This window comes from Bacillus sp. JJ675 (genome assembly GCF_036963165.1).
In the GTDB taxonomy this organism is placed as follows: Bacteria; Bacillota; Bacilli; order Bacillales; family Bacillaceae; genus Bacillus; species Bacillus glycinifermentans.
In genome coordinates, this window is the sequence record NZ_JBALMR010000084.1 from 105,452 (window position 1) to 117,979 (window position 12,528).

General features: G+C 50.4%; 13 protein-coding genes and 1 pseudogene. 13 read left to right on the forward strand and 1 reads right to left on the reverse strand.

Annotation, left to right across the window (positions count from 1 at the left end):
• Positions 1-2: 2 nt before the first annotated feature.
• The 6 genes from V7126_RS20630 to spoVM all read left to right on the forward strand — a co-directional run bounded on the left by V7126_RS20630 (position 3) and on the right by spoVM (position 5,150).
• Entirely contained in the window at positions 3-767 is a 765-nt protein-coding gene (locus tag V7126_RS20630) for a Stp1/IreP family PP2C-type Ser/Thr phosphatase (RefSeq protein ID WP_046129003.1), read from the forward strand.
• On the forward strand, positions 761-2,707 hold the full coding sequence (gene pknB / locus V7126_RS20635; RefSeq protein WP_216898989.1) for a Stk1 family PASTA domain-containing Ser/Thr kinase: 1,947 nt from the start codon (positions 761-763) through the stop codon (positions 2,705-2,707). The genes V7126_RS20630 and pknB overlap by 7 nt, the downstream gene beginning before the upstream one ends.
• A gap of 12 nt (positions 2,708-2,719) precedes the next feature.
• A complete protein-coding gene (gene rsgA, locus V7126_RS20640) occupies positions 2,720-3,601 on the forward strand; it encodes a ribosome small subunit-dependent GTPase A (RefSeq protein ID WP_046129001.1) in 882 nt (293 codons plus the stop codon).
• A 3-nt stretch (positions 3,602-3,604) separates the two neighbouring features.
• On the forward strand, positions 3,605-4,261 hold the full coding sequence (gene rpe, locus V7126_RS20645) for a ribulose-phosphate 3-epimerase (protein ID WP_335498666.1): 657 nt from the start codon (positions 3,605-3,607) through the stop codon (positions 4,259-4,261).
• Positions 4,262-4,337: 76 nt separating this feature from the next.
• Positions 4,338-4,982, forward strand: coding sequence for a thiamine diphosphokinase (locus V7126_RS20650; RefSeq protein ID WP_335498685.1), 645 nt, complete (start codon positions 4,338-4,340; stop codon positions 4,980-4,982).
• A gap of 87 nt (positions 4,983-5,069) precedes the next feature.
• Positions 5,070-5,150 (forward strand): stage V sporulation protein SpoVM, encoded by an 81-nt coding sequence (gene spoVM / locus V7126_RS20655; protein WP_003221545.1) that lies wholly within the window; start codon positions 5,070-5,072, stop codon positions 5,148-5,150.
• Positions 5,151-5,237: 87 nt separating this feature from the next.
• On the opposite strand, the gene rpmB is transcribed toward spoVM, so the two are convergent.
• On the reverse strand, positions 5,238-5,426 hold the full coding sequence (gene rpmB, locus V7126_RS20660; RefSeq protein WP_003181685.1) for a 50S ribosomal protein L28: 189 nt from the start codon (positions 5,424-5,426) through the stop codon (positions 5,238-5,240).
• Positions 5,427-5,707: 281 nt separating this feature from the next.
• Here rpmB and V7126_RS20665 point away from each other — a divergent pair, with 281 nt between their 5' ends.
• From V7126_RS20665 to V7126_RS20695, 7 genes and pseudogenes are all read left to right on the forward strand, one after another.
• Complete coding sequence (locus V7126_RS20665) at positions 5,708-6,070, forward strand: Asp23/Gls24 family envelope stress response protein (RefSeq protein ID WP_335498670.1); 363 nt, start codon at positions 5,708-5,710, stop codon at positions 6,068-6,070.
• Between the two features lie 17 nt (positions 6,071-6,087).
• Positions 6,088-7,752: a DAK2 domain-containing protein gene (locus V7126_RS20670; protein ID WP_175076203.1), complete on the forward strand. Its 1,665-nt coding sequence runs from the start codon at positions 6,088-6,090 to the stop codon at positions 7,750-7,752.
• Between the two features lie 183 nt (positions 7,753-7,935).
• The gene (gene sdaAB / locus V7126_RS20675; protein ID WP_046128996.1) at positions 7,936-8,598 is read left to right on the forward strand and encodes an L-serine ammonia-lyase, iron-sulfur-dependent subunit beta; all 663 of its coding nucleotides are present in this window, start codon (positions 7,936-7,938) and stop codon (positions 8,596-8,598) included.
• A gap of 22 nt (positions 8,599-8,620) precedes the next feature.
• Complete coding sequence (gene sdaAA / locus V7126_RS20680; RefSeq protein ID WP_046128995.1) at positions 8,621-9,523, forward strand: L-serine ammonia-lyase, iron-sulfur-dependent, subunit alpha; 903 nt, start codon at positions 8,621-8,623, stop codon at positions 9,521-9,523.
• A complete protein-coding gene (gene recG, locus V7126_RS20685; RefSeq protein ID WP_335498675.1) occupies positions 9,501-11,549 on the forward strand; it encodes an ATP-dependent DNA helicase RecG in 2,049 nt (682 codons plus the stop codon). Before sdaAA ends, recG begins: the two co-directional genes overlap by 23 nt.
• Before the next feature lie 109 nt (positions 11,550-11,658).
• The gene (fapR, locus tag V7126_RS20690; RefSeq protein ID WP_046128993.1) at positions 11,659-12,225 is read left to right on the forward strand and encodes a transcription factor FapR; all 567 of its coding nucleotides are present in this window, start codon (positions 11,659-11,661) and stop codon (positions 12,223-12,225) included.
• 17 nt (positions 12,226-12,242) lie between these two features.
• Positions 12,243-12,528 (forward strand): annotated as a pseudogene (locus V7126_RS20695) (phosphate acyltransferase PlsX); the annotation flags it as partial.

Here is a 12,528-nt window from a genome sequence, read left to right on the forward strand (position 1 = left end):
GGTTGAAGACAGCCTTAAAAACAGACAGGGGAAAGATACGTCAGCACAATGAAGATGATGCCGGCATTTTTGCAGGAAAAGAGGAGCGGGTTTTGGCCGTTGTCTGCGACGGCATGGGAGGCCATCTTGCGGGAGACGTCGCCAGCAGGATGGCGGTCTCTGCCCTAAAGGACGCCTGGGAGCAGGCGCAAGATATTCCGGATTCACCGGCTGATACCGAAGCTTGGCTAAAAGGACAGATTACCGCCGTCAACCAAAAGGTTTACGACCATTCGAGGGCGCACGAAGAATGCCATGGAATGGGGACGACGGTCGTCTGCGCCTTATATACGGGGAAAACGCTGACGGTAGCCCATATAGGAGACAGCCGCTGCTACCTCCTCCACAAAGACAGCTTCACACAGCTGACCGAAGACCATTCGCTTGTCAATGAACTTGTGCGGACGGGAGGGATTTCGAAAGAAGACGCCGAACATCACCCGCGGAAAAATGTGCTGACAAAAGCGCTCGGCACAGATCCCGAAGTGGAGGTGGAGGCCCATTCCTTTGAAATGGAACCCGGTGACAAGGTTCTGTTATGTTCCGACGGCCTGACGAACAAGGTCGATGATATGAAGCTGAAAGAAATGCTTCAATCTGCTTCTTCCTTGGAAGAAAAAGCGGAGCGGCTTGTTCAGGCGGCAAATGACAACGGCGGTGAAGACAACATTACCGTTGCGCTGTTGGAGCTTCCTTCTCAAACTGAAGAAGGTGAAGACAAGTGCTAATCGGCAAACGGATCAGCGGACGTTATCACATCCTGCGAGCCATTGGCGGAGGGGGGATGGCTAACGTTTATTTGGCAAATGACATCATACTCGACCGGGAAGTCGCGATTAAAGTGCTGCGGTTTGACTTCGTTCATGACGCTGATTTTATCAGGCGTTTCAGAAGGGAAGCCCAGGCCGCCGCAAGTCTCGACCATCCGAATATCGTCAGCATTTATGATGTCGGAGAAGAAGATGACATCTATTATATCGTGATGGAGTACGTAGAGGGGATGACCCTGAAAGAATACATAAACCAATCCGGCCCCCTTCATCCAAAAGAAGCGGTCCAGATCATGGAGCAAATCGTGTCGGCTATCGCACACGCCCACGATAACCGGATTGTCCACAGGGATATCAAGCCGCACAATATCCTGATCGACCATTTGGGACATATTAAAGTCACCGATTTCGGCATCGCCATGGCGTTAAGCTCTACGACCATCACACACACCAACTCGGTTTTGGGCTCGGTCCATTACCTTTCGCCTGAACAGGCAAGGGGGGGCCTGTCCACGAAAAAATCCGATATTTATTCACTCGGCATCGTGCTGTTTGAGCTGTTAACCGCACGGACGCCGTTTGAAGGGGAATCAGCGGTCAGCATCGCGCTCAAGCACCTGCAATCGGAAACGCCTTCAGTGAAAAGGTGGAATCCGGCCGTGCCGCAAAGTTTGGAAAACGTCGTTCTGAAGGCGACGGCCAAAGATCCGTTTCACCGCTACGAAACGGCCGAGGACATGGAAAGCGATTTGAGGACGGCTTTTGATCCGGACAGGATGAATGAAACGAAATTCTCCATCCCGCCGGACGATGAAATGACAAAAGCGGTCCCTGTCATCAAAGACGTGCCTGATGACGGAAGCCCGGGCCCTTCAAGCGGCCCGGACGAAGAGCCGGCTGCCCCGCACAAAAAAGCAAAGAAAAAAAGGAAGAAGTGGCCGCTCGTTGTATTCACGCTGTTTTTTATTTTGGTCACGTCCGTTATCTTGGCGGTGACGGTGTTTCCGTCGCTGTTCATACCAAAAGATGTAAAGGTTCCCAATGTGGCCGGCCTTGAGTATGAAGAAGCTGTCACCCTTCTAGAAAATGACGGATTTGAAGTTGATCCGAACGCCGAAGACATTGCCGACGAAAAAATCAAAGAAGGCCTGATCGTCAAATCAGATCCGGCAGCCGGCGATGTTGTCAAGGAAGGCGCGACGGTCAAGCTTTATAAAAGTTCGGGCAAGGAGAAAAAAGAGGTTGACGATGTTGTCGGCCAGAACATCGATACGGCGAAAAAACTGCTTGAACAAAAAGGCTTTAAACACGTTACAACAGAAGAGGTGTATGATGATGAGGAAGCGGGAACCGTCATCGGCCAGCAGCCGTCAGCGGGAACCGAAATCGTCCCCGGCGATGACGACGTCAAATTGACGGTCAGCCTGGGGCCTGAAAATATTACGCTCAGGGATTTGAAAACGTACAGCAAACAGGCGGCTTCCGGCTATTTGGAAGACCACCAGCTCGTCCTTGTTGAGAAGGAGGAACATTCCGACGATGTTCCGGAAGGCCAGGTCATAAAGCAAAAACCAGCGGCCGGGACGTCTGTCAAACCGGGATCAAAAGTCGAGGTCACGTTTTCGCTCGGACCTGAAAAAAAACCGGCCAAGACGGTGACGGAAAAGATCGACATCCCTTATGAGCCGGATACGCCGGGCGAAGAGCTCGACGTCCAGATCTCAATCGATGATGCCGAGCACAGCATCTCAGATTCGTATGAAAACTTTAAAATCACCGCCCCGGCCGAGCGGACGATCAAATTTAAAATTGAACCGGGCCAAAAAGGGTATTATCAAGTGACGGTCAACAATAAAGTGGTCAGGTCAAAAACGATCAAATATCCTGACGATGAATAAAGGAGGTGCAATATGCCCGAGGGCAAAATCATTAAAGCGTTAAGCGGCTTTTATTACGTATTGGATGGAGATCGGGTCATTCAATGCAGGGGGAGAGGGGTTTTCAGGAAAAATAAAGTCACCCCCCTTGTCGGCGACGATGTCGTATATCAAGCCGACAATGATAAGGAAGGCTACCTTCTTGAGATTAAACAAAGGGTCAACGAATTGGTGAGGCCTCCGATCAGCAATGTCGATCAGGCGGTTCTTGTGTTTTCGGCAAAGGAGCCGAATTTCAGCACGTCGCTTTTGGACCGTTTTTTAGTGCTCGTTGAGGCGAATGATATCAAGCCGATTATTTGCATTACGAAAATGGACCTGGCCGAGGGAGACTGGGAAGGCGAAATCAGGCGCTATGCCGAAGACTACCGGCAGATCGGCTATCACGTCTATTTGACGTCAACGAAAAACGGAGACGGCACGGAAAAGCTCATTCCGCATTTTCAAGACAGCATTACCGTGTTTGCCGGCCAGTCCGGCGTCGGGAAATCTTCGCTGTTAAATGCAATCAGCCCCGGCCTTGAATTGAAAACCGCACGTATCTCGGCTCATCTTGGCAGGGGAAAGCATACGACGCGCCACGTCGAGCTGATTCATGCGGGCGGCGGACTCATCGCGGATACGCCGGGCTTCAGCTCGCTTGAGTTCACGGGCATTGAAGCGGAAGATTTGGGCTATACATTTTTGGAGATCGCAGAAAAGAGCGCAGCGTGCAAATTCCGCGGATGCCTGCATGTAAAAGAGCCGAACTGCGCCGTGAAAAAAGCGGTGGAAAATGGAGAAATCGCTTCATACCGGTATGATCATTACGTTGAATTTTTATCAGAGATCAAAGACAGAAAGCCGAGGTATTAAAATATGGTATATGTTGCTCCATCGATTCTTTCAGCAGATTTTGCCCGATTGGGCGAAGAGATTAAAGATGTTGAACAAGGCGGTGCCGATTACATCCATATTGACGTGATGGACGGGCATTTTGTTCCCAACCTGACGATCGGACCGCTTGTCGTAGAAGCCGTCCGTCCGATTACGAAGCTGCCGCTCGACGTCCACTTGATGATTGAAGAGCCGGACCGCTATATTCCCGCGTTTGCAAAAGCGGGGGCGGACATTATTTCCGTCCATGCCGAAGCCTGTCCGCATCTTCACCGGACGATCCAGCTGATCAAGGAGCAGGGTGTGAAAGCGGGCGTCGTGTTAAACCCGCACACCCCTGTCCAGCAGATCGAACATGTGATAAAAGCCCTTGATCTCGTGTTATTGATGACGGTGAACCCCGGCTTTGGCGGGCAGTCGTTTATTTCTTCCGTCGTTCCGAAAATCAGGCAAGTCAAAGAGCTTGCAGATCAGAACGGGCTTTCCGATCTATTGATCGAAGTCGATGGAGGCGTCAATAAAGAGACGGCTGCACAGTGTACAGAAGCAGGCGCGAACCTGCTCGTTGCAGGCTCTGCGATATACAACGAGAAAGACCGCAAAAAAGCCATTGCAGACATTAGAGGAGCGCTTAGATAACACGTTTTAGCCAAAAAGAGAGCCGGCCTTCGAGAGCTGGGCTCTTTTTTAAAACGGCGTGAGAAAGGATACATCGATCATGAACATCAATCTTGTTGCCGGAGGACCCGAAAACCTCATCCCCGATTTGTCAGAGTACCGGGAAAAGGATACGCTTTGGATCGGCGTTGACAGGGGAGCGGTGACGCTTCTCGATTCAGGGATCGTTCCGGATGAAGCGTTCGGCGATTTTGACAGCATCACAACAGAGCAAAAAAAAGCGATTGAAAAAGCCGCCCCCGGCCTCCACATCTATCAAGCCGAGAAGGACAAGACAGATTTGGACCTCGCCCTCAGCTGGGCGGTCGAGCAGCGGCCCGCCACCCTCAGGATGTTCGGCATCTCAGGAGGCAGGGCAGACCATTTTCTCGGAAATCTGCAGCTTCTTTACCAGGCGCTCCAACATAATGTGAGCGCCGTGATGATCGACCGCCAAAATGCGATCAGCATGTTCTCCCCAGGCTCCTATACCGTCCTGCGCGACCCTGTGAAGCCGTATGTGTCATTCCTGCCGTTTACAGAAACGGTGAATAACCTTTCTCTCGAAGGATTTAAGTATTCTTTAAATAAGTGTCATATTGCACTTGGTTCGACACTATGTATTAGTAACGAACTCATCCGATCACAAGGTGCTTTTTCGTTTACTGAAGGCATATTAATAATGATAAGAAGCACTGATTAAAATATCGCGGCTCTTTCCGCTAGGCGGATGTTTAGGGATCCGGTGTCAGACATGCGGTTTACAGGGGCTCTTATAGGAGGGAACGGAATGAAATTTTACACCATTAAATTACCGAAGTTTCTGGGGGGAATCGTCCGGGCAATGCTGGGTTCGTTTCGCAAAGACTAGCAAGCGCCCCTTCTTCCCCGGACGAAAAAGAACGAAAAAAACGCCTGCCCTAAAACACAGTCGCTTTGGGCAGGCGTTTATTTTTTCTTATACACGCTCAACTTTTCCAGATTTCAAAGCTCGAGCAGATACATATACTTTTTTAGGCTTGCCGTTCACAAGGATGCGCACTTTTTGAACGTTTGCGCCCCATGTGCGTTTAGAAGCGTTCATCGCGTGAGAACGAGAATTGCCAGAACGTGATTTTCTGCCTGTAATAACGCATTTACGTGCCATTCGTTTCCCTCCTAACTCTAAAAACAAACATCATTATTCATTATCATTTGATCGTTTGTGATGCTTCACATACTTTAATAATTTACCACAGCTGAAAACCGTTTGCAACTATTGATTATTCTCCTTTCAAGAATAATTCCTTGACATCTTGAAAAAATAACCCCGCTGTAGTATAAGTAGGGTTGGGTCCAGAGGGAAGCTTGCCTGTTCTTTTAAAAAGAAGATCCTTATAGTAGAATGATGATAACTCGGTCATAGAGACTCAAAAAGGAGGAACCGACGTGTCCATCGAATTTCGAACAAAATACGGACAGATTGATATATCGAACGAAGTCATCGCCATGGTTGCCGGAGGGGCGGCGATTGACTGCTACGGGATCGTAGGTATGGCATCCAAGAACCAAATTAAAGACGGGCTGACTGAAATCCTCAGAAAAGAGAATTTCAGCCGCGGCGTGATTGTCCGTCAGGAAGAAGAGCGCATTCACATTGACATGTACATCATTGTCAGCTACGGAACAAAAATTTCAGAAGTGGCACACAATGTTCAAACAAAAGTCAAATACACGCTGGATCATACAATAGGTCTTGCAGTTGATTCCGTAAACATTTACGTACAAGGAGTACGAGTGACGAACCCGTAGTTAGGAGGAAAACAAGAGTGTCTATACGAAACCTGGATGGGAAAGCCTTTGCAGAAATGATTCTGTACGGTGCGCACCATCTGTCTCAAAACGCAAACGTGGTTGATGCGTTAAACGTTTTTCCCGTGCCGGACGGTGATACAGGAACGAACATGAATTTATCGATGACATCCGGTGCAAAAGAAGTGGAGCAAATCGATACGGCGAATATCGGCAAAGTGGCGGCAAGCCTTTCAAAAGGGCTCCTCATGGGAGCCAGGGGAAACTCCGGCGTCATTTTATCGCAGCTGTTCAGGGGCTTTGGAAAGTCGATCGAACAGAAAAGCGAAATTGACGCTAAGGAATTTGCGGCCGCGTTTCAGGCCGGGGTCGACACCGCCTATAAAGCGGTCATGAAACCGGTGGAGGGCACGATATTGACGGTTGCGAAAGACGCGGCCAGAAAAGCAGTTCACACCGCGCGAACTGAAACCGATATCATTGCCGTCATGGAGGCCGTTGTCAAGGAAGCGTCTGCTTCATTGGAGCGGACCCCTGAGCTCTTGCCGGTATTAAAAGAAGTCGGCGTCGTCGACAGCGGAGGAAAAGGACTCTTGTACGTATATGAGGGATTCCTTGCTTCTTTAAAAGGAGAAAAGCTGTCGGATAAGGCCGCCGCGCTTCCGTCATTGGATGATCTCGTCAGCGCGGAGCATCATAAAAGCGCACAAAGCCATATGAACACTGAAGACATCGAATTCGGCTATTGCACGGAATTCATGGTGAAGCTTGACAAGGAGAAAGACAGCTTTCAAGAAGACGCGTTCCGCCGGGATTTAAGCCGATTCGGCGATTCGCTGCTCGTCGTCTCTGACGAGAACCTTGCAAAAGTGCACATCCATGCCGAATTTCCGGGTGAAGTCCTGACATATGCGCAAAAGTACGGCAGCTTGATCAATATGAAGATTGAAAATATGAGAGAGCAGCACAGCGCGATTGTCGGCCAAACGAAGGAGGATGCTGCCGTTAAGGCTCCAGCCGAAAAACAGCCGTACGGCGTTGTCACCGTAGCGATGGGTGAAGGGGTTGCCGAGCTCCTCAAAAGCATCGGCGCGACGGTTGTGATCGAAGGCGGCCAGACGATGAATCCGAGCACGGAAGACATCGTCCAGGCGGTAAAGGATGCCAACGCGGACACAGTCGTGATCCTGCCGAATAACTCCAACATCGTCATGGCGGCCAACCAGGCGGCAGATGTCGCTGATCAAAACGTGATCGTCGTCCCGACAAAGACCGTTCCCCAAGGAATGGCCGCGCTTCTTTCATTCAACCCTGCCGCAAGCGCAGAAGAAAACGAAGAGAACATGCTTGAAGCGATTACCCATGTCAAAAGCGGACAGATCACATATGCTGTCAGAGATACGAACATTGACGGCATCGACATTAAAAAAGGCGACTTCATGGGCATCCTCGATGGAAAAATCGTTGAAACCGCGGCAGAGCAATTGACGGCAGCCAAAAAGCTGATCGCCGAAATGATCGATGAAGACAGCGAAATCGTGACGATCATAAAAGGCGAAGACGCTTCCGAAGAAGAAGCGGAAGAGCTCGCCAAGTATGTCAGCGAAACATTCGAAGATGTTGAAGTCGAAATTCATGACGGCAAACAGCCGCTGTATTCTTACATTTTGGCTGTGGAATAAGCATTGACGGCAGAAGGGCGTTATAAAAAAGCCCTTCTCTTCTTTTGGCTTTTTTTAAAGCGTGCTCGCGAGCTCCTCGCGGCTGTCTGCTTGCCAATCGACCTTAGATCGATTAGTCTAAAAAAAACGGCTGTTTTCCGGTATTCACAGTGAAATCTGTGAACGCATGAAAGGGGGATATACATGAAATACAGAAGTGTGTTTGATATTATCGGGCCGGTCATGATCGGACCGTCAAGTTCTCATACTGCAGGCGCCGCCAGAATCGGCAGGGTCGCCAGAAGCGTGTTTGGACGGGAACCGAAACGCATCATCGTTTCTTTATACGGCTCTTTTGCCGAAACCTATAAAGGGCACGGGACGGATGTGGCGATCATCGGCGGTCTTTTAGACTTTGATACATTTGACGAAAGAATTAAAGAATCCATCCGCATCGCGGAAGAAAAGGGAATCGAAATCGAGTTCCGCGAAGAAGACGCGGTGCCGAAACACCCGAATACAGCCCGCCTTCTCATCTCTGATGAAGAAGGATCCCTTGAACTTGTGGGCATTTCGATCGGCGGAGGAAAAATCGAAATTATAGAGCTTAACGGCTTTGAACTCAGATTGTCGGGTAATCACCCCGCTATTTTAGTCGTCCATAATGACCGGTACGGAACCATTGCAGGCGTTGCAAACGTACTGGCAAAATTCGCGATTAACATCGGCCATATGGAAGTGGCCCGCAAAGACGTCGGACAGGAAGCGCTCATGACAATCGAGGTCGATCAGGCGATCGATCCGGCCGTATTTGACGAACTGCGGACGCTGCCGAATATCATCGAAGTGACGCAGATCGCCGACTAAAGGACAAAGAGAGGGAGTTTATATGTTTCGAAACGTAAAAGAATTGATTCAGCTGACGAAAGAGAAAAACGTCTCCATCTCAGAAATCATGATCACCCAGGAAATCGAGGTGTCAGGCCGGACGAGAGAAGAGATTTTCGAGCAGATGGAGGCCAATTTAGAAGTGATGGAAGCGGCCGTGGAAAAAGGCATCAGCGGCGTTCAGTCACACTCGGGATTAACCGGCGGCGACGCCGTCAAGCTGCAGGCTTATCTCAAATCGGGAAAAGGTCTGTCAGGAGACGTGATTTTGGACGCCGTCAGCAAAGCGGTTGCGACAAATGAAGTCAACGCTGCAATGGGGACGATCTGCGCGACACCAACGGCAGGATCGGCAGGCGTCGTGCCCGGCACGCTGTTTGCCGTCAAAGACAAACTCAATCCGACAAAAGAGCAGATGGTCCGCTTTTTATTCACCTCAGGCGCGTTCGGATTTGTCGTCGCCAACAATGCGAGTATCTCCGGAGCGGCCGGCGGATGTCAGGCTGAAGTCGGATCCGCCTCCGGAATGGCTGCGGCGGCCATCGTCGAAATGGCGGGTGGAACGCCTGAACAGTGCGCAGAAGCGATGGCGATCGCCTTGAAAAACGTGCTCGGTCTTGTGTGTGATCCCGTCGCAGGGCTTGTCGAAGTTCCTTGTGTGAAGCGCAATGCGATGGGAGCGGCAAATGCGATGGTTGCGGCAGATATGGCGCTCGCCGGTATTACGAGCCGGATTCCGTGCGATGAAGTCATTGATGCGATGTACAAAATCGGGCAAACGATGCCGACGGCTTTAAGAGAAACAGGCCGCGGCGGTCTTGCCGCAACCCCGACAGGCAAAGAATTGGAGAAAAAAATATTCGGAGGGGCGTCAACTGCACGTGAAGAACAATCTGCAAAATAGCGTATCTGTTGTAAAAGGAATCGGGGCGGAAACGGAAAAGACGCTGAACGAGCTCGGCATCTACGACGTTTCCGATCTTTTGAACTACTTCCCGTACCGGTATGACGATTATGAATTGCGCGATTTGGAAGAAGTGGCACACGAGGAGAGAGTGACGGTCGAAGGGAAGGTTCACAGTGAGCCTTCTCTTACCTATTACGGGAAAAAACGGAGCCGGCTCACGTTTCGGCTTTTGGTCGGAAACTACCTGATCACGGCGATTTGCTTTAACCGGCCGTATTTGAAAAAGAAGCTGGCCATCGGGTCGGTTGTCACCGTTTCAGGAAAATGGGACAAGCACAGGCAGTCGGTGATGGTCCAGGAATTGAAAAACGGACCCCATAAGGAAGATCAAACGATAGAACCCGTCTATTCGGTAAAAGAAAACATCACGGTAAAGACGATGCGGAAGCTGATTCAGGAAGCCGTTCGCACCCATCTGCAATACGCCGTGGATCCCCTTCCGGAAAAGCTGCGGCTCGCCTACAAACTTCCTTCTTACCGGGATGCGGTAAAAGCGATCCACAAACCGGAGACGAGGGACGCGTTAAAACAGGCGCGCCGCCGCTTTGTCTATGAAGAATTTTTATTGTTTCAGCTCAAAATGCAGGCGCTGCGGAAATTTGAGCGGGAAGAGTCCCGCGGGATCAGGCACGCCTTTAAACGCGAAGACGTCGACGAGTTTGTCAAAAGCCTTCCGTTTACGCTGACAAACGCCCAGGCGAAAGCCCTCGGCGACATCTTAAACGATATGGCTTCCGAATACAAAATGAACCGGCTGCTGCAGGGCGATGTCGGCTCGGGCAAAACCGCAGTCGCCGCCATCGCCTTGTACGCTTCGATTTTATCCGGCTGTCAGGGCGCGCTGATGGTTCCGACCGAAATACTGGCCGAACAGCACGCAGACTCATTGGTTTCCCTGTTTAAAAACATGGATGTCAATGTCGCGCTTTTGACAAGCTCTGTAAAAGGCAAAAGAAGGCGGGAGCTTTTGGAAAGGCTGCAAGAAGGCGAAATTGATATTTTAGTAGGAACACACGCCCTCATCCAGGACGATGTGCATTTTCGGCAGCTCGGCCTTGTCATTACCGACGAACAGCACCGGTTTGGCGTCGAGCAGAGAAAAAAATTGCGAAGCAAAGGAAAGGACCCCGACGTCCTGTTCATGACGGCGACGCCGATTCCGAGAACGCTCGCGATCACGGTATTTGGCGAAATGGATGTCTCCATCATTGACGAAATGCCGGCGGGACGCAAGCGGATTGAGACGTACTGGGTGAAGCACGACATGCTTGAACGGATTCTTGCCTTTATTGAAAAAGAACTGAAAAAAGGCAGGCAGGCTTACGTCATCTGCCCGCTGATCGAAGAGTCGGACAAGCTTGATGTGCAAAATGCGATCGATGTGCACAGCATGCTGACCCACGCTTTTCAAGGAAGATGGCGGATCGGGCTGATGCACGGAAAACTGTCCAACGATGAAAAAGAACAAGTGATGAGACAGTTCAGCAGCAATGAATGCCAGATTCTCGTCTCGACCACCGTTGTGGAAGTCGGCGTAAACGTGCCGAACGCGACCGTCATGCTGATCTATGATGCCGACCGGTTCGGACTCTCGCAGCTTCACCAGCTTCGCGGCCGCGTCGGCCGCGGCGACCATCAGTCGTACTGCATCCTGATGGCTGATCCGAAATCTGATACGGGCAAGGAACGGATGGCGATCATGTCCGAAACGACCGACGGCTTTGAACTTTCTGAAAAGGACCTCGAACTAAGGGGGCCGGGCGATTTCTTCGGCAAAAAGCAAAGCGGGATGCCGGAGTTTAAAGTCGCTGACATGGTCCATGACTACCGCGCGCTTGAGACGGCCAGGAAAGACGCGGCAGAGCTCGTCTCCTCGCAAGCGTTCTGGACGGATTCCGAATATGCCCCGTTAAGGGAGCATTTGCAAAAAAGCGGAATCATAGGCGGGGAAAAACTAAGCTGACTCAGAAATTTTAACCGTGAACAGGAGAAAGAAAGATTGCATTCCAATCTATGAAATTATATACTACTATTAGTACCTAGTCACAATTGCGCGGATGGTGTTTATAAATATGAGAAAAAGCAAAAGGGAACGCCAAGAATTGCTGCAGCAGACGATTAAAATGACCCCGTTCATTACAGACGAAGAGTTGGCGGAGAAATTTAAAGTCAGCATTCAGACGATTCGTTTAGACCGTTTGGAACTTTCGATACCCGAGCTTCGGGAAAGAATCAAAAGTGTTGCCGAAAAATCGCTCGAAGACGAAGTGAAGTCGCTGTCGCTTGATGAAGTCATCGGAGAAATCATCGACCTTGAGCTTGATGAACATGCGATTTCGATTCTTGAGATCCGAAGGGAACACGTGTTCAGCCGCAACCAAATCGCCAGGGGACACCACTTGTTCGCCCAGGCCAACTCGCTTGCCGTCGCCCTCATCGATGATGAGCTCGCGCTGACCGCCAAAGCGGACATCCGCTTTACAAGGCAGGTCAAACAAGGCGAGCGGGTTGTGGCAAAAGCGAAAGTCGTAAAGCTTGATAAAGATAAAGGCAGAACGGTTGTCGAAGTGAACAGCTTTGTTGCCGAAGAGCCTGTGTTTTCAGGCGTTTTTGTCATGTATCGTTCAAAACAATCATAGAAGGTGGCGCATTTGTCATGAGAATTGCAGTAGATGCTATGGGAGGCGACAATGCTCCTAAAGCTGTAATCGACGGAGTGATGAAGGCTGTCAAGGATTTTCAGGACCTTGAGATCACACTCATCGGAGACCGGGAAAAAATAGCCGGCCATTTAACAGAACACGGGCGGATCACCGTCAAACATGCAGAAGAAGTCATTGAAGCGACAGACGAACCTGTCCGGGCTGTCAGAAGAAAGAAAAACTCTTCGATGGTCCTCATGGCGCAGGAAGTTGCAGAAGGCAGAGCTGACGCTTTTATTT

What these genes read in the sequence shown, in the direction of transcription:
- rsgA (WP_046129001.1), top strand. Translation starts at nt 2,720, where the DNA reads ATGCCCGAGGGCAAAATCATTAAAGCGTTAAGCGGCTTTTATTACGTA.
- rpe (WP_335498666.1), top strand. Translation starts at nt 3,605, where the DNA reads ATGGTATATGTTGCTCCATCGATTCTTTCAGCAGATTTTGCCCGATTG.
- spoVM (WP_003221545.1), top strand. Translation starts at nt 5,070, where the DNA reads ATGAAATTTTACACCATTAAATTACCGAAGTTTCTGGGGGGAATCGTC.
- rpmB (WP_003181685.1), bottom strand. Translation starts at nt 5,426, where the DNA reads ATGGCACGTAAATGCGTTATTACAGGCAGAAAATCACGTTCTGGCAAT.
- sdaAB (WP_046128996.1), top strand. Translation starts at nt 7,936, where the DNA reads ATGAAATACAGAAGTGTGTTTGATATTATCGGGCCGGTCATGATCGGA.
- sdaAA (WP_046128995.1), top strand. Translation starts at nt 8,621, where the DNA reads ATGTTTCGAAACGTAAAAGAATTGATTCAGCTGACGAAAGAGAAAAAC.
- fapR (WP_046128993.1), top strand. Translation starts at nt 11,659, where the DNA reads ATGAGAAAAAGCAAAAGGGAACGCCAAGAATTGCTGCAGCAGACGATT.